Source organism: Streptomyces sp. NPDC093544 (assembly GCF_040683495.1).
In the GTDB taxonomy this organism is placed as follows: domain Bacteria; phylum Actinomycetota; class Actinomycetes; order Streptomycetales; family Streptomycetaceae; genus Streptomyces.
The window spans coordinates 42,794-58,795 of sequence record NZ_JBFBEA010000024.1 but is presented as its reverse complement, the minus strand read 5'-3'; the positions used below and the strand labels follow the sequence as shown (position 1 = coordinate 58,795).

Genomic DNA, 16,002 nt, shown 5'->3' with positions numbered 1-16,002 from the left:
CGGCCGTGAGAACGCCTGACCAGACGGCGGCCAACAGACTTCCGTGAGTGTCGGGGTCGTCGTCTCGCATATGCCGAGTCGATCACCCGCAGCCGGATCGGCACCAGGGGCTCCGACGATCCGTCAGACTTTCGTCATATGTGATGGCGCTGATCCAGACCTCGTATCCGCCTCAGGGGCTGTACCGCGTCAGCGCGCGCCTGGAGGCGGCCGGGTCGGATGAGTCGATACAGCACAGCCGGCTAACGCCGCACCCGTGGCATCCCCAGACCGATCCACGAGATGATCTCCCGCTGGATCTCGTTGTTGCCGCCGCCGAAGGTGAAGATCACCGCTGACCGGTAGCCGCGTTCGAGTTCGCCGTGGAGGACCGCGCCCGCGGAGCCCTCCTTGAGGACGGCGGGGGCGGCGACGATTTCCATCAGCCAGGCGTAGGCGTCCCGGCGGGCCTCGGAGCCGTACACCTTGACGGCGGAGGCGTCCTGCGGGGTGAGGGTGCCGTGCTGGACGGCGTTCACCATCTGCCAGTTGAGGAGTTTCATGGCGTCCAGCCTGGTGTGGGTCTGTGCGAGGCGGCGGCGCACCCAAGGCAGGTCGATGACGCGGCGGCCGTCGGCGAGCTTGGTCTCCATCGCCCAGTGCTGGACGTCGTGCAGGGCGCGGATCGCCATGGTGCCGTGCGCGGCGAGGGTGACGCGCTCGTGGTTGAGCTGATTGGTGATCAGTCGCCAGCCCTTGTTCTCCTCGCCGACCCGGCGCGAGACGGGGACGCGGATGTTCTCGTAGTAGCTCGCGGTGGTGTCGTGCGAGGCCAGGGTGTTGATGAGGGTGCAGGAGTAGCCGGGGTCCGAGGTCGGGACCAGGAGCATCGTGATGCCCTTGTGCGGCGGGGCGGTTGGGTCGGTGCGGACGGCGAGCCAGACCCAGTCCGCGGTGTCGCCGTTCGTCGTCCAGATCTTCTGCCCGTTGACGATGTAGTCGTCGCCGTCCCTGACGGCCTTCGTCTTCAGGGCAGCCAGGTCCGTGCCGGCGTCCGGCTCGCTGTAGCCGATCGCGAAGTCGATCTCGCCGGACAGGATCCTGGGCAGGAAGTACCTCTTCTGCTCCTCCGTGCCGAACTGCATGATCGTCGGGCCTACCGTGTTCAGGGCCATCAGCGGCAGGGGGACGACCGCCTGGGCAGCCTCGTCGAAGAAGATGAACTGCTCCATCGGGCTCAGCCCGCGCCCGCCGTACTCCTTGGGCCAGCCCACACCCAGCCAGCCGTCCGTGCCGAGGCGGCGGATGGTCTCGCGGTAGAAGCGCTTCTGCGCGGCCGGGTCGGCATATCGGGCGTAGGCGTGGTCGGGCACCAACTCGGCGAAGTAGCCGCGCAGTTCGGTGCGCAACCGCTGCTGCTCTGGCGTGTATTCGAGATGCACGGCGCCTCCTGGCTCCCACTGACCGAGCTGGTTCTCCCGGGCTTGACGGCGCACACGGTAGAACGCGTTGCAGAAATTGGGAATGCCGGTGACGGCTTCACACGGGTCGGGCCTCGGATCTGCGCGGCGCTCAGCTCAGCGTGGCGATGAACTCCACGCACACCTGGGCGCATTCACGGCTGGCTTTCGCCGCATCCTCGGCCCCGGCGTACTCGTCGAAGACCTGTGCGCTCTCCAGGCAGACCGCGCGGCACCACTCCACCTGGACCCGGATGCCGGCCTCGTCCTGATGGAGTTGCTCGGACAGTACGCGGCAGGTCGCGTCGCACACCTCCGCGCACAGGATGCCTTCGCGTCGCATGACTTGTTGTTCCTTCGGCCCGCCCGGATCCACGGAGCTCGCGCGCAGCGCGCACGTACGGGCGCATTCGGTGCAGGCCTGGGCGCAGGCGAAGCGGTCCTCCAGGAATCGGAAGAGCTCCTGTTGGGATGTCGTCGTTGTCACAACACGCGGGTAGCCGAAGGGAACCGTGTCAAACCCAGGAGGGGCGAGGGGCCCCGGTCACGCGTCCGCCGCCTCCTGCGCGATCCGCTCGAACTGTGCCCCCATCGCCTCGGCGAGCGCGTGGGCCGCCGACAGCGGACGGACCATGACCGTCAACTCGTCGATCCTGCCGTCGTCGTCGAAGTGCAGGAAGTCGCAGCCCTCGATCTCCTTGCCGCCCACCGTCGCCTTGAAGACCAGCGCGTGGTCACGGCCGCCGGCATCGGCGATCTCGCGGACGTAGCGGAAGTCGGTGAACACGCGGGTGACGGCACGCAGGATGGCCGCGGTGATCGCCTTGCCCGGGTAGGGCTTGAAGACGACGGGGCTGGTGAACACGATGTCGTCAGCGAGCAGATCCTCGATCGCGGTGAGGTCGCCCGCCTCTACGGCCTTACGGAAGGGGTTCATCACGCCCGCCTCTCATACTCGAAGAGCCACGAAGAATCATTGAGAGTCATACTCAACTAATTGATTAGGTGCGGAACAGATTAGTCGCGGGAGTGAGTGGCGTCTAGCCTTGGGGTATGGCACTGCGCAACGCGGTTCTGGCCGCACTTCTGGAGGGCGAGGCGTCGGGGTACGACCTGGCCAAGGGATTCGACGGATCGGTGGCCAACTTCTGGATGGCGACCCCGCAGCAGCTGTACCGCGAGCTCGACCGTATGGAGTCGGAGGGGCTCATCGAGGCCCGGCTCGTACGGCAGGAGCGGCGCCCGAACAAGCGGGTCTTCTCCCTCACCGAGGCGGGCCTCGGCGCCCTGCGCGACTTCACCGCCGAGCTCCCGAAACCCACGGCCATCCGCGACGAGCTGCTGGTCAAGGTCCAGGCCGTCGACACTGGGGACGAGGCGGCCGTACGGGCGGCCATCGCCGAACGGCTGGAGTGGGCGCGCGCCAAACTGGCCCGCTACGAGCGCCTGCGCGACCGGCTCCTCGACGGGCGTGACGAGGAGGAGTTCCTGGTGCGGAGCGAGCGCGTCGGCCCGTATCTCACGCTGATGCGGGGACGCTCCTTCGAGGAGGAGAACATCAGGTGGGCCGAACGTGCCCTGCGCATTCTGGAGCAGCGCGCCGCGGTGCGGCACCAGGCCGGGCCATTGGATGTCCGGTGACAGACCACGGTTTCCCAATGGCCCCTTGTCTCCGAGCGGCATAGCGTCGAGAACGTCGCCGCCCTGACGAGGTGAACACCGAGTGTCAGGGCATGCGGGGTGAAGCAGACCCCATTCACTGCCCATGCCCGTCAGGGCCCGCACCCCCCGGAGATACGCACCATGTCGAAGATCCTGTTCGTACTGACCGGCGTCGACCACTGGACGCTCGCCGACGGCACCCAGCACCCGACCGGCTTCTGGGCCGAGGAGTTCGTCGCCCCGTACGAGGCGTTCAAGGCCGCGGGTCATGAGGTCGTCGTCGCCACGCCGCGCGGTGTCGTGCCGACAGTGGACCAGGGAAGCCTCGCGCCCGAGTTCAACGGCGGGCAGGAGGGCTCCGACAAGGTCGTGGCGGCCCTCGCGTCGTTCGACGAGCTGCAGAAGCCCGTCAAGCTGGAGGAAGTGGACCTGGACGGCTACGCCGCGGTCGTCTACCCGGGCGGTCACGGTCCGATGGAGGACCTCGCGGTCGACGAAGAGTCCGGGCGGCTGCTCACCCGCGCGCTGGAGTCGGGCAAACCGCTCGGTGTGGTGTGCCACGCACCGGCGGCGCTGCTCGCCGCCACCGGCCCGGACGGCGCCAACCCGTTCGCGGGCTACCGGATCACCGGCTTCACCAACGTCGAAGAGACGCAGGCCGGTTTCGCCGACAAGGCCAAGTGGCTGCTCCAGGACCGTCTCGTCGAGGCGGGCGTCGACTTCCAGGAGGGCGAACCGTGGGCCCCGCACGTGGTCGTCGACCGCAATCTGGTCACCGGCCAGAACCCGGCGTCCGCCGCCCCGCTCGCCGCCGAACTGCTCAAGAAGCTGGGTTGAGCGACGGGCGGCGACCGGTTCGAGGAGCAGGTCGATCGACCGCACTCGTGCCGAGAAGGCCGCCCGCTCACCAGTTGTCGCCTTCCGAGGTCAGGACTCACGCCCCTCGTCGAAGCTCGCGAAGTAGGCGGCTGCCATGTCCTCGTCGGCGTGTCCCTGTGCTGCGGCGCGGGCGAGGCGTTCGGCGCCGGCGGCAGCGAGGTCGAGGCGGACACCATTCTGCTCGCCGGCTTCGACGATCAGCCGGGCGTCCTTGGCCGCGGTGGAGACGGCGAAGGCGGCCGGGGTCAGTCGGCCGTCCAGGATGAGCCCGGCCTTCGTGCGCAGATAGCCCATGTCGAGCGGCCCGCCCGCGATGGCGTCGAAGAAACTCTGCGGGTCCACGCCGAGGGCCTTGGCCAGGGCCAGGATCTCGCCGGCCGCGTTGTTGGCCGCGATGACCCAGCTGTTGGCGACGAGCTTGAGCCGGGTGGCACTGCCCGCCGCACCGTCCTCGCCGGTCCACACCGTGCGGGCGCCGACCGCGTCGAACACGGGCGTCACGACGTCCCGGCCCTGACTCGGGCCCGCGGCCAGGACGAGCAACTGTCCGGCCTCCGCGGGCTGCCGGGTCCCGAGCACCGGGGCGTCGAAGAAGACCAGCCCGTTCTCGCGGGCGAAGTCGGCCAGCTCTCCGATGGCCTCGATCCCGGCGGTCGTCGACTGCACCCAGGCGGTGCCGGGGCGCAGTGCGGGCGCGGCCTGCCGCATCACGTCCAGTGCGGCGGGGCCGTCGTACAGGATGGTGAGGACGACGTCGGCGCCCTCCACCGCCTCGGCGGGAGTACCGACGATGTGCACGCCGTCTGCGGCCAGCGGCTCGGCCTTGTCCCGGCTGCGGTTCCAGGCGCGGACGGTGTGCCCGGCGCGGGCGAGGTTGCGGGCCATCGCGGCCCCCATGATTCCGGTGCCCAGGACACTCACGGTGAGCTTGTCGGTCATGTCATCAACTTCCTGATCCATACGGTGCGGTGGAACTTTTGTGATCCACGCGGTGCGGTGGTTGCTGCCGATCCGCGGAGGTCGCGGTTGTACGGCCGGGGACGTCACGACTTCTCGTAGGCGGTGCTCGGGGCGGCCACGACGACCTCGTCGGAGACGAAGTTGTCGCCGGTGCCCGGCAGGTGGTGCCCGTCTAACCGGACGTCTGGCCGCTGTCCCGGAAGCCGCCCCAGCCGTGCCAGCGGTCGACCTCGATCCACGCGCTGATGCGGCGCCGGTCCCGCTGCGCGTACGGCTGGCCGAGGTACTGCCGGGACAGCCGGTCGATGTCGGCCAGCCCCTCGTCGTCGCGCATCTCGACGACGCGTCCGACCAGCGTCACGTGGGTGTACCAGTCGGCCTCGTCGAGCACCGTCAGCGTGACGCGGGGGTCGTTGCGCAGGTGGTCGAGCCGCTTGCGGCCCTCGTCCATGTTGACCAGCACCCGCCCGTCGTCCCAGAGGTACCAGGTGGCCGTGGACACCGGCTGCCCGTCGGACCGCAGAGTGGTGATGACCGCCTGGTTGGGCTTGCCCAGCATGGCGACCGCGGCCTCGGGAAGCGGCGGCTTGGACATGGGCTCTCCTCTACGTCGTCTTGCGCGCGGCCCCGTAGCGGTTGCGCACAGTGCCGCTCCCGCGGATCTCGGGGGTTGATCCACGGGGCACACGTCCACGCTGCCACATAGCGGGATCGGGATTCCGCACCGCCCCACTGGACGTCGGCGAGGGGTTGGGCCGTGAGCCGGCGCCCGCTGCGGATGGGCACGTCTCGCTGGAGCCTTCGGCGGACCAGGCGTCGGGGACCGTGATGGTCACCTTTGTCATCGCCGTGCCAGTGACGGAGGCGGGGTCGAGGTCGGCCTCGGCGGCTGTGCAGGTCAGTTGGGTGATGGCTGTTCCGGTCAGTGGCCCGGTGCCCCAGGGCAGTTCGATGGACACCTCCCCGCCGTCCGTCCGGACCGTTGGAGCGCCCGTCAGCGACGGCAGCTCGGTGGTCATGCCACGGCTGCGTTCCAGGACGTCCGGGCCCCCGAACAGCATCTCCACGGCCGTCTCGATACCGACCCGGCCGGAGGTCTGGCGGTGGACGGCGAACGGCTTGCCCGCGCTGACGAAGTAGAGGACCTGGACCGGCCGGATGCCGGTGGCGGGTTCTCCGGCCTCGACCACACCGGTCTCTGGGATACCGCAGGAGGAGAGCAGAAGGGCGGTCGTTAACAGCAGCGCGGGCCGGAGAACCCGGAGTCGAGGTCTCATGACTCCTCCTGTTCTCGGGGCTGTTCCCGAGGCTGCCCGAGAGGCCGTTGCAAAGGCCCGTGCGCAGGTCGTTGCAGGGGGATCTCGACGGTGAACACGGCACCGCCCTCCGCCCGGTTCGCCGCCCGGACCGTCCCGCCGTGCAGACGGACGTTCTCGGCCGTGATCGAGAGTCCGAGGCCGCTGCCCTCCGTTCTGGTCCGGGCGGTGTCCGACTTGTAGAAGCGGTCGAAGACGTGCGGCAGGACATCGGGGGGAATACCCGGCCCGCTGTCCAGCACCTCGATGACCGCCCACCCTGATTCGTCCGCATGCGCCATCTCCCTCGCGTACAGGCGCAGTTGTACGGGCCGTGCCCCGTGCCTGAGTGCGTTGCCGACCAGGTTCGCGACAACCACGTCGAGGCGGCGCGGGTCGACCCGGCCGCGCAGCTCGCCGGCCAGGGGAAGCCGGGTGTCCACCGTGTCCAGCCAAGCGCGGGAGGCGAGGGTACGGCGAAGGGACTCGGCGAGGTCGAGGTCGTCGAGTTGGAGGCCGGCCGCGCCCGCGTCGAAGCGGGAGATCTCCATCAGGTCGTCCACCAGGCGGGCCAGCTTCACGGTCTCCCCGCTGATGAGCCGTACGGCCGTGGCGGTGTCCGGGGCCAGGCCCGCCGCGTCCTCGTCGAGGATGTCGGTGACCGCCGACATCGCGGCCAGCGGAGTGCGCAGCTCGTGCGACACGTCCGCGACGAAGCGGCGGGCGCGGGCTTCCATGCGGCGCAGTTCGGCCACGGACTCCTCCAGCGCCGCGGCGGTCTCGTTGAACGTGTGCGACAGATCGGCGAGTTCGTCGGAGCCATTGACCGCCAGCCGGGTGTCAAGGTGCCCCTCGGCGATCCTCCGGGTGGCGCGGCGCAGCTCCCGTACCGGGCGCAGCACGCCCCGGGCGGCCAGCAGAGCGAGCAGCACGGCCAGGACCAGCGCGGGCACGACGGCGCGGACGATGGCGGTGACCAGGGCGTCGACGTACCCCTGTTCGCCGGTCTGCGGCACCGTCAGGAAGACCGCGACGCCGGACGCCGGGTGCTCACTGGGGGTTTTGAAGGTGACCGGCAGGCCGACGACGAGCGAGGAGCGACCGTCCGTCGACACCCGCTGGAAGACCGCGGCCCGGCGGGATGCCACGGCTGTCCGCATGGCGGGCTTCAGCTCGGTGAATCTGTCCTGCGGCGTGGAGGTGCCGCGCAATTCGCCATAGGTGGCCAGCACGCGCCAGTTCTGCGCCGGCTCGGCGCGGGCAACCTCCGAGGCGACCCACTCCAGCTCGGCCCGGCTCGGGGGGTAACTCATGCCCTCCGCAAGGACATTGACGTGATACCGGAGGCGTTTGATCACGGCGTCCTGACTCTGTTGGAGCACCCCGGTGCGGGCTTCCCGGAAGGTCAGGGCACCCGTGGTCAGGGTGGCGACGCCGGCGACGAGCACGAACGCCACGAGCAGGCGGCCGCGCAGGCCGCGCAATGGCAGCTTCACCGGATCACCCGTTCGTCCGTGCGGCCACACGCCAGGTTCACGTTCACCGGGACTGGAACCGGTAGCCGAAGCCGCGCACGGTCTGGATGTAGCGCGGCTGCCCCGCCGGCTCGCCCATCTTGGTGCGCAGCCGCTTGACGCAGGCGTCCACCAGCCGTGAGTCACCGTGGTAGCTGTGTTCCCAGACCGCCTCCAGCAGCTGCTGACGGGTGAACACCTGGCCGGGCGAGGCCGAGAGTGTCAGCAGTAACCGAAGTTCGGACGGGGCGAGGGAGACCGGCTCGCCCTGCCGGGTGACGGTCAACCCGGCCCGGTCTATGGCCAGTTCGCCCCTTTCGCCATGGGTTTCTATCTTCGGTATCCCGCCGTCCGCGAACGCGCCGCCCACCCGGCGCAGGACCGCACGGATCCGGGCCTCCAGCACGCGTGCCTGCACCGGCTTCACGACGTAGTCGTCCGCTCCGGCTTCGAGCCCGACCACGATGTCCGTGTCGTCACCCCGGGCGGTCGCCATGATGATCGGCACCTGGTCCTCGGTACGGATCCGGCGGCACACGTCGAGCCCGCTCAGGCCGGGCAGCATCAGATCGAGCACGACGACGTCCGGCCGGAAGGACCGCAGTCTGGCCAGTCCGTCCTCGCCGGTCCCGGCGGTGCTGACGTCGTGCCCCTGACGGCGCAGCGCGAGCAGCACACCTTCCCGCACGGCGCGGTCGTCTTCGATCAGCAGGACACGTGGCATGCGCTCAGTATCCGTACGACTCAGAGGACTTGAGGCGGGGACGACGTCCGACCGGGGAACTGTTACGGGACGATCACATAGCCCGGCCGAGACCTGGCCGATATTGTTTCGTTATCCCGCGGGCCAGATCCCATCACATCGCGCCCACAGCCTTGACGGCCATGACCACGACCCACGACCGTGCTACGCCTTCGACCTCGCGTTCCCATCGTCGTCGTAGAGGCCCCGCGCACGCCAACGGGCATGGCCGGAAGAGGAGTTGGCTGCTGCCGGGAGGCCTGACCGCGCTCGCCGTGTTCGCCACCGCCACCGCCCTGGCCGTGCACTGGACACCGGCCGGCACCTCCGAAGGCGACGACGGACCCGCCGCGGCCGCCACACCGCCCTCCCAACAAGCACCGGACCGGTCCGCGAAGCCGAGCGTCACGACGACCGGCGCCGAGGACAGCGAGAAGGACGACGTCAATCCCAGCGGAACGGACGACCCGTCTCCGGGCCCCTCTTCTTCTGCCTCCTCCACGGTCTCCATCCCGCCCTCGGGCCCCGGCACGTTCACCACCGCCACAGGCGGGAGCAAGACCGTCGGGCAGGGCAGCCGACTACTGCGCTACGAGGTCGTCGTCGAGGACGGCCTCACGCAGTCGGCCGCCGACGTCGCCGGGCAGGTGGAGGGCATACTCGCCGACCCGCGCGGCTGGACCGCCGACGGCGAGTCCTCGTTCCGGCGCGTCTCGGGTGGTACGCCCGACTTCGTCGTACGGCTCGCCACGCCGGCAACCGTGGACAAGATCTGCGGAAGATACGGGCTGGACACCGGCGGCGAGGTCAACTGCAGCGTGGGCAAGGACGTCGTGGTCAACCTCAAACGCTGGCTGCTGGCGACTCCGGTGTACGCCGACGACGTGGACGCCTACCGGGCGCTGATCATCAACCACGAGGTCGGCCACTTCCTCGGCCACGGCCACGTGACCTGCCCCGGCGCGGGCAAGCCCGCGCCTGCGATGATGCAGCAGATCAAGGGCATGCACGGCTGCACCCCCAACGTCTGGCCGTACGACACCAAGGGCCGTCTCATCACCGGGCCTGCCGTACCTTGACCTGACCTGGCGCGCCTTGTCAGGTCCGCGTTCGGTCAGCGCGGCTCTCGGATGCCGTCGATGATGCGGGTCCAGTTGTCGCTGCCGTGTCCGTTCTCGGTCGCGCGCCGGTAGTGGGCCTGCACGGCCAGGGGGAGCGCGAGGTCGAGGCCGAGTGACGTGCTGGTCTCGACGATGTGGTCGGACGTCGCGCCCATCATGTTGACCGTGCTGAGGTCGCCGGGATGCTCACCGGCATCAAGCGCGGCACCAGGGTTCTCTTCACCGGCCCTCAGGATGTCGCCGATCGAGTCGGCGAAGGAGAGCAACTCCGGCAGCACTTCTTTCGCTTTCATTCCTGCGGTACCCAGCATCGCGGTGGCGTGCATCAGTCCCGACAGGGTGGTGAGGAACACCGCGAGTTGGGCTTGGTACATCATCTGGGCGAGACCCGGATCCTCGCCGAGATGCCTCGGCGTGCCGAACAGTGCCAATGCCGCCCGGTGGTTCTCGATCACCTCGTCGGGGCCGCTGTAGTAGACATGGGCCGCCTCCGAACCGACCATCGGCGCCGGGACCATGACACCACCGCTGAGGAATGCGGCGTCGTGGCCCGCTGCCCAGGCTGCTGCCTTGCGTGTGCGGTCGGGGGTGTCGGAGCTCAGGTTGACCAGTGTCCGGCCGGCGAGTGATGCGGTGGCGCTGTCGAGGATGTCGTACATCGCCTGGTAGTCGGTGAGGCTGAGGATCACGAGGTCACTCGCTTCGACCGCCTCGCCAGGTGTCGCCGCGAGCGTTGCTCCGTCGGCGACGACGCCGTCGGCCCGGCCGGCGGTGCGGTTCCAGACGGTGACCGGGTGGCCGGCGGCGAGGAGGGTGCGGGTCATCGCCTGGCCCATCGGGCCGAGCCCGATCACGGTGACTGCGCTGTCCTGCCTTGTGGTGTCGTGCTGTTGTTCGTTCACCTCTCCATGCTCGGAGAGCGCCACTATTCTTGGAAGTACCCACTATTTTCTGCGGTACTTACCTTTTAGTAAGGGGTTCAGTGATGGCCAGGGCGCCGAGACGCGGGCCTTACATCTGTGGCATCGACGCCGCGCTCGACGTGGTGAGCGGCAAGTGGAAGGGACTCATCCTCTGGGAACTCGACACCCATGGCGTACGCCGCTTCGCTGAGCTCCGTCGCGGTATGCCGGGAGTGAGCGAGAAGATGCTGACGCAGCATCTGCGCGAGCTGGAGGAAAACGGACTTGTGCACCGGCAGGTATATGCCGAGGTGCCGCCCCGGGTGGAGTACTCCCTTACCGAGCACGGGCGCACGCTCAATGAGGCGCTCGGGCCGCTCGGCGCCTGGGGCGTTGAGCGGATGCGTCGCGAAGGCTCCGAAGTGGTCGACGTGGCCGAGACATCACACAGCTAGGCATCCCCGGCCACCAACCCTGTTTGTGCGCGCCCCTCCTGAGGGCTGAAAAGCTGCGGGGCACCGATCCGCACATGGGCGTCAGCAACGTGTCGGGCCGCAACAACCAGCCTCACCCGCACCGTTCCGCCCGTTCCACCGGCGACCACTGGGGAGTCATCGATGACGACAGGCACATCACGCGAGTCGACAAGCAGTTCCGTCCAGCCTGTGGTGCGTACTGCCGCCGGCGCCGTACGCGGGCGCCGGGAGGGCGGCCTGGCCGTCTTCCGCGGCATCCCGTTCGCCGAACCACCGGTGGGGGACGCGCGGTTCCAGGCGCCGCGCCCCCTGCGCGCCTGGGACGGAACACGCGACGCGTTCACCTTCGGCCCGCCGCCCCCGCAGGAGGCGGGAATCCAGGGCCGCGCCCTCTTGCTGGACGCACCAACGGGCGACGACTGGTTGACGGTCAACGTCTGGACCCCCGACCCGGACCCGGCCGCCCACCGCCCGGTGATGGTGTGGATCTACGGCGGCGCCTACAAACTCGGCCATTCCGGCAGCCCCGGCTACGACGCCCGGCGTATCGCCCTCGATGGCGACGTGGTCGTGGTCACTCTCAACTACCGGGTAGGCATCGAGGGATTCACCAGCATCGACGGGGCCCCCGCCAACCGTGGCCTGCTCGATCAGGTCGCCGGCCTGGAATGGGTACGGGAGAACATCACGGCGTTCGGCGGCGACCCCGGTCAGGTCACCGTCTTCGGCGAGTCCGCCGGAGCCGGCTCGGTCGCCTCGCTGCTCACCATGCCGAGCGCGGCGGGACTGTTCCGGCGGGCCATCGCGCAGAGCGTGCCGGGCACGTACTTCTCGGACGAGCTGGCCCGGGACATCGCGGCCGCCATCGCCGCCGAGGCGGGTCTGCGACCGACGGTCGCCGATCTGTCCACCGTGGATCCACGCCGACTGCCCGCCGCGGGCGGGGCGTTGAGCACGAAGATGCACCAGTACGAGGAAAAGTGGGGGCAGGTCGTCCACACGCTGACCCCCTTCTCCCCCGTCGTCGACGGCGACGTCCTTCCGACAACTCCCTGGCAGGCGCTGACAGTCGGCGCGGCACGGGACGTGGAGCTGATCGTCGGTCACAACAGGGACGAGTTCAGGCTGTTCCTCGCCCTCGGCGGGCGGCTCGGGAAGATCACCGACGAGGAAGCGGCGTCGGCACTGCGCACGTTCGGTCCTGGGGCGGACGGCGAACGGTCCTACCGCACCGCCTACCCGGACGCCTCGCCCGGCGAGCTGTACGAACGGGTCCACACCGACTGGCTGTTCAGCATGCCCTCGCTGCACCTCGCCGAGGCCCAGCTCGCCGGGGGCGGTCGCGCCCACGTGTACGAGCTGACCTGGCCGGCCCCGGGCAACGGCGGCGTCCTGGGCTCCTGCCACGGCCTCGACGTACCGCTGCTGTTCGGCACGTTCGAGGCCGATCTCGGCCTGCTGCTGTTCGCCGGCGCCGCACCCGCGCCGGAGGCCGAGGCGCTGTCGTCCCGCTTCCGTACGGCCTGGACGGCGTTCGCCACGACCGGCGACCCGGGCTGGCCCTCGTACGACACCGAACGGCGACCGGTCCAGGTCCTTGACGCGAACCCGCAGGTCACCGCCTACCCGGAGGAAACCTCCCGACGCCTCTGGCAGGACCACACCTTCGCTGCGCTACCGCTGATCAGCTGACAGAACGTGGCGCACTCCGCCCATGGGCCCGGTCACGGTGATCGTTCTCGCACGCTGCGATGGACGAGGGTCCTGGCGATGGCGGTGTTGTCGCGGCCCACTCGCTCCAGCAACAACGCTCCGTCGAACGCGGCGACCCGGCGGCGCATGCCGAGCAGCAGTCCCGACCTGCCCGCCGAGGGCCGTGGCCCGATCTGCGCACTGTCCCGCAGGCCATCCACCCTTATGGCGCCCGAACCGACCATGGAGTGGGGTTCTCAGTGCCGCTACAGGTGACCCCCACACCCTGAGCGCCGATACTTCAAGAGTGGACCGCTCGGCCCGCCCACCTGCAAGAGCTGGAGGCACCCCATGAAGATGCTCATCAACGTGGCGGAGACCGTGGTCGCGGATGCCCTGCGGGGTATGGCGGCCGCGCATCCGGAGCTGACGGTGGACGTGGAGAACCGGGTGATCGTACGGCGGGACGCCCCGCTGGCCGGAAGGGTGGGCCTCGTCTCCGGCGGCGGGTCGGGGCATGAGCCGCTGCACGGCGGTTTCGTGGGTCCCGGAATGCTGTCGGCGGCCTGTCCCGGCGAGGTTTTCACGTCGCCGGTGCCGGACCAGATGGTGCGGGCCGCGGCCGCCGTGGACAGCGGCGCGGGCGTGCTGTTCATCGTGAAGAACTACACGGGTGACGTGCTGAACTTCGACATGGCGGCCGAGCTCGCCGAGGACGAGGGCATCCGGATCGCCAAGGTCCTCGTCAACGACGATGTCGCCGTCACCGACAGCCTCTACACGGCCGGGCGACGCGGCACGGGCGCGACGCTGTACGTGGAGAAGATCGCGGGCGCCGCCGCCGAGGAGGGCGCGCCGCTGGAGCGGGTCGAGGCGCTGGCCCGCCAGGTCAACGAGAACTCGCGGAGTTTCGGCGTCGCCCTCAGCGCCTGCTCCACCCCGGCCAAGGGCAGCCCCACTTTCGACCTGCCGCCCGGGGAGCTGGAGCTGGGCGTCGGCATCCACGGCGAGCCGGGCCGGGAACGACGCGCGATGATGACCTCGCGGGAGATCGCCGACTTCTCGGTGCACGCCATCCTGGAGGACCTCGATCCGCGCAATCCCGTGCTGGTCCTGGTCAACGGCATGGGCGCGACTCCGCTCCTGGAGCTGTACGGCTTCAACGCGGAGGTGCAGCGGGTGCTGACCGAGCGCGGGGTCGTCGTGGCGCACACCCTCGTAGGCAACTACGTCACCTCGCTCGACATGGCCGGCGCCTCGGTGACCTTGTGCCAGATCGACGAGGAGCTGCTGCGCTTGTGGAACGCGCCGGTGAAGACACCGGGTCTGCGCTGGGGTGTCTGACACCAACGCCGGTCCGGTCAACGTTCGTACCACGCAAGGAGATTCCGTGCTCGACGCCGATTTCTTCCGTCGTTGGATGACGGCCACCGCCGCGTCCGTGGACCGCGAGGCGGAGCGGCTCACCGCCCTGGACTCGCCGATCGGCGACGCCGACCACGGCAGCAATCTGAGGCGTGGGTTCACCGCCGTGGCGGCCACGCTGGAGAAGGAGGCCCCGGATACGCCGGGCGCCGTCCTCACGCTCGCCGGACGGCAGCTGATCTCGACAGTCGGGGGCGCGTCCGGACCGTTGTACGGCACTCTGCTGCGCCGTACCGGCAAGGCACTCGGGGACGCCGCCGAGGTCACCGAGGAACAGTTCGCCGAGGCGCTGCGCACGGGCGTGGACGCCGTGCGGACGCTGGGCGGGGCCGCGCCCGGCGACAAGACCATGATCGACGCGCTGGTGCCCGCCGTCGACGCGCTTCCCGAGTCCTTCGCCGCGGCGAAGGCCGCCGCCGACGAGGGCGCCGCCGCGACGATCCCGCTACAGGCCCGCAAGGGCAGGGCGAGCTATCTGGGCGAGCGCAGCATCGGGCACCAGGATCCCGGTGCCACGTCGTCCGCACTGCTGATCGGCGCACTGGAGGAGGCAGCCGGTGAGTGACGCAACGGCCTCCGCCGACGCCGGCCCTCAGCTCGTCGGCATCGTCCTCGTGTCCCACAGTGCGGCCGTAGCCGCCTCGGTCGCCCAGCTGGCGACGGGCCTGGCCGGCGGCGGTACGACGGCTCCCGTCGCCCCGGCGGGCGGCACGATGGATGGCGGCCTCGGTACGAGCGCCGAGCTGATCTGCGCCGCGGCCGCCTCCGTGGACCGCGGCGCCGGGGTCGCCGTCCTCACCGACCTCGGCAGCGCGGTCCTCACCGTGAAGGCCCTGCTCGCCGAGGGCGACGAGTTTCCCGAGAACACCCGGCTGGTGGACGCGCCCTTCGTCGAGGGCGCGGTGGCCGCGGTCGTCACGGCCTCGGCCGGCGCGGACCTCGCCGCGGTGGAGGCGGCCGCGGCGGAGGCGTACTCGTACCGGAAGGTATGACGTCGGCCCCCGCCCGTCCCCTTGGCTCAGTTCTCCTTGAGGAACTTGCGCGCCAGGCCCTCTCCCAGCGTCACCGCCGCCCGGTGGCTCTCGATGGGCGAGACCCGGGAGTCCTTGAACACCAGGTAGGTGACCCCGGCTCCGGTCCCGCCGCCCGTCGGGTCGGGGCGGATACCGAGGGCCTTGGCGGTGGCGTACGAGGCCTCGCCGATGATGTGACGCGGTCCGATGTCGCCGACGACCGCGTACTGGACGCGGTCCCGGTAGATCACGGCGGCCACCGAACCGGCGCGGACGTCGTGGTCCCGGTGGTTCCAGATTCGGCTGACGCCGGGGACCACGATGTACGGGAGCGTCTCGGCGTCCAGCTGGCGTCCGTCGGACTGCTGGTAGGCGGTGGCGTCGGAGAAGAGCGGGTCGGTACGGCTGTTGCAGCGGGCGCCCGGGCGGCCGTCGCAGTCGATGTCCATGTCGGCCTTCCAGAACACCGCGCCCTGTTTTCCGCAGACCGGGATGTCGGCGCGGGCACCGTCGTCGCTGCGGTAGCGCCCGTTCGAGATCTGCGCACAGCTGCGTAGCTTCGCCAGCAGGTCGGCGGCCTGGACATCCCCCTCACGCACCACTGCGGGAGTGCTCGGGCGGGCGGCGGCGGGAAGCGCCGCGGAGCCGGGGGCAGGAGCGAGCAGGGCGGCGCCTGCCACGGCCAGCGTCAGCGACTGGACACGCACGATGAGAGACCCTCTCCTGGGGGACATTGACGGTCACTCGCCCAAATTTGGTGCGTATCTGACGGTCCGTCCACTGGGAGGGGTCCGGACGGTGCACAGCCGCCGCGACAGGCGGTATGCGGGCTCCGCGACAGGCGGTGTGCGGCCGAGGGCCCGAGCCGCAGTCGGCTCCGGC

At 69.9% G+C, this 16,002-nt stretch carries 19 protein-coding genes; 8 read left to right on the top strand and 11 right to left on the bottom strand.

Translation table 11 applies throughout. The annotated features are described in order from the left end of the window. Positions 1-242 precede the first annotated feature (242 nt). The 3 genes from AB0N66_RS31810 to AB0N66_RS31800 form a co-directional block, all read right to left on the bottom strand. The gene (locus AB0N66_RS31810; protein ID WP_365441513.1) at positions 243-1,421 is read right to left on the bottom strand and encodes an acyl-CoA dehydrogenase family protein; all 1,179 of its coding nucleotides are present in this window, start codon (positions 1,419-1,421) and stop codon (positions 243-245) included. 130 nt (positions 1,422-1,551) lie between these two features. Further along, a complete protein-coding gene (locus AB0N66_RS31805) occupies positions 1,552-1,926 on the bottom strand; it encodes a ferredoxin (RefSeq protein WP_365441511.1) in 375 nt (124 codons plus the stop codon). A 57-nt stretch (positions 1,927-1,983) separates the two neighbouring features. Then, complete coding sequence (locus tag AB0N66_RS31800) at positions 1,984-2,376, bottom strand: nuclear transport factor 2 family protein (RefSeq protein WP_365441509.1); 393 nt, start codon at positions 2,374-2,376, stop codon at positions 1,984-1,986. 116 nt (positions 2,377-2,492) lie between these two features. Here AB0N66_RS31800 and AB0N66_RS31795 point away from each other — a divergent pair, with 116 nt between their 5' ends. Beyond that, positions 2,493-3,080 (top strand): PadR family transcriptional regulator, encoded by a 588-nt coding sequence (locus AB0N66_RS31795; RefSeq protein WP_365441507.1) that lies wholly within the window; start codon positions 2,493-2,495, stop codon positions 3,078-3,080. A 162-nt stretch (positions 3,081-3,242) separates the two neighbouring features. Next, a complete protein-coding gene (locus tag AB0N66_RS31790; protein WP_365441505.1) occupies positions 3,243-3,938 on the top strand; it encodes a type 1 glutamine amidotransferase domain-containing protein in 696 nt (231 codons plus the stop codon). A gap of 90 nt (positions 3,939-4,028) precedes the next feature. Here the strand turns inward: AB0N66_RS31790 and AB0N66_RS31785 are convergent, their stop codons facing one another. From AB0N66_RS31785 to AB0N66_RS31765, 5 genes are all read right to left on the bottom strand, one after another. After that, on the bottom strand, positions 4,029-4,919 hold the full coding sequence (locus AB0N66_RS31785) for an NAD(P)-dependent oxidoreductase (RefSeq protein ID WP_365441503.1): 891 nt from the start codon (positions 4,917-4,919) through the stop codon (positions 4,029-4,031). Between the two features lie 193 nt (positions 4,920-5,112). Continuing rightward, a complete protein-coding gene (locus AB0N66_RS31780) occupies positions 5,113-5,535 on the bottom strand; it encodes a PPOX class F420-dependent oxidoreductase (RefSeq protein WP_365441501.1) in 423 nt (140 codons plus the stop codon). 10 nt (positions 5,536-5,545) lie between these two features. Further along, a complete protein-coding gene (locus tag AB0N66_RS31775; RefSeq protein ID WP_365441499.1) occupies positions 5,546-6,217 on the bottom strand; it encodes a hypothetical protein in 672 nt (223 codons plus the stop codon). Beyond that, positions 6,214-7,731, bottom strand: coding sequence for a HAMP domain-containing sensor histidine kinase (locus tag AB0N66_RS31770; RefSeq protein ID WP_365441497.1), 1,518 nt, complete (start codon positions 7,729-7,731; stop codon positions 6,214-6,216). The genes AB0N66_RS31775 and AB0N66_RS31770 overlap by 4 nt, the downstream gene beginning before the upstream one ends. Before the next feature lie 43 nt (positions 7,732-7,774). Next, positions 7,775-8,473 carry a response regulator transcription factor gene (locus AB0N66_RS31765; RefSeq protein WP_365441495.1) on the bottom strand — a complete coding sequence of 233 codons (699 nt, stop codon included), beginning with the start codon at positions 8,471-8,473 and terminating at the stop codon, positions 7,775-7,777. A 161-nt stretch (positions 8,474-8,634) separates the two neighbouring features. On the opposite strand from AB0N66_RS31765, the gene AB0N66_RS31760 reads away from it, so the two are divergent. Next, complete coding sequence (locus AB0N66_RS31760) at positions 8,635-9,570, top strand: DUF3152 domain-containing protein (protein ID WP_365441493.1); 936 nt, start codon at positions 8,635-8,637, stop codon at positions 9,568-9,570. A gap of 35 nt (positions 9,571-9,605) precedes the next feature. Here the strand turns inward: AB0N66_RS31760 and AB0N66_RS31755 are convergent, their stop codons facing one another. Then, a complete protein-coding gene (locus AB0N66_RS31755) occupies positions 9,606-10,514 on the bottom strand; it encodes an NAD(P)-binding domain-containing protein (RefSeq protein WP_365441491.1) in 909 nt (302 codons plus the stop codon). 83 nt (positions 10,515-10,597) lie between these two features. Between AB0N66_RS31755 and AB0N66_RS31750 the strand changes: the two genes are divergently transcribed. Further along, the gene (locus tag AB0N66_RS31750; RefSeq protein ID WP_365441489.1) at positions 10,598-10,969 is read left to right on the top strand and encodes a helix-turn-helix domain-containing protein; all 372 of its coding nucleotides are present in this window, start codon (positions 10,598-10,600) and stop codon (positions 10,967-10,969) included. A 162-nt stretch (positions 10,970-11,131) separates the two neighbouring features. Continuing rightward, on the top strand, positions 11,132-12,682 hold the full coding sequence (locus AB0N66_RS31745) for a carboxylesterase family protein (RefSeq protein WP_365441487.1): 1,551 nt from the start codon (positions 11,132-11,134) through the stop codon (positions 12,680-12,682). A gap of 32 nt (positions 12,683-12,714) precedes the next feature. Here the strand turns inward: AB0N66_RS31745 and AB0N66_RS31740 are convergent, their stop codons facing one another. Continuing rightward, positions 12,715-12,927: a hypothetical protein gene (locus AB0N66_RS31740; RefSeq protein WP_365441485.1), complete on the bottom strand. Its 213-nt coding sequence runs from the start codon at positions 12,925-12,927 to the stop codon at positions 12,715-12,717. Between the two features lie 106 nt (positions 12,928-13,033). Here AB0N66_RS31740 and dhaK point away from each other — a divergent pair, with 106 nt between their 5' ends. Genes dhaK through AB0N66_RS31725 form a run of 3 tightly spaced genes read left to right on the top strand, consistent with a single transcriptional unit; the run spans position 13,034 to position 15,099 of the window. After that, entirely contained in the window at positions 13,034-14,026 is a 993-nt protein-coding gene (gene dhaK / locus AB0N66_RS31735) for a dihydroxyacetone kinase subunit DhaK (RefSeq protein WP_365441483.1), read from the top strand. Between the two features lie 46 nt (positions 14,027-14,072). Then, positions 14,073-14,672, top strand: a complete 600-nt coding sequence (gene dhaL, locus AB0N66_RS31730; protein ID WP_365441481.1) for a dihydroxyacetone kinase subunit DhaL — start codon at positions 14,073-14,075, stop codon at positions 14,670-14,672. Beyond that, positions 14,665-15,099 carry a PTS fructose transporter subunit IIA gene (locus AB0N66_RS31725; protein WP_365441479.1) on the top strand — a complete coding sequence of 145 codons (435 nt, stop codon included), beginning with the start codon at positions 14,665-14,667 and terminating at the stop codon, positions 15,097-15,099. The genes dhaL and AB0N66_RS31725 overlap by 8 nt, the downstream gene beginning before the upstream one ends. A 26-nt stretch (positions 15,100-15,125) precedes the next feature. Here AB0N66_RS31725 and AB0N66_RS31720 read toward each other — a convergent pair whose 3' ends face one another. After that, positions 15,126-15,827: a glycoside hydrolase family 75 protein gene (locus AB0N66_RS31720; RefSeq protein ID WP_365441477.1), complete on the bottom strand. Its 702-nt coding sequence runs from the start codon at positions 15,825-15,827 to the stop codon at positions 15,126-15,128. Between the last annotated feature and the right edge of the window lie 175 nt (positions 15,828-16,002).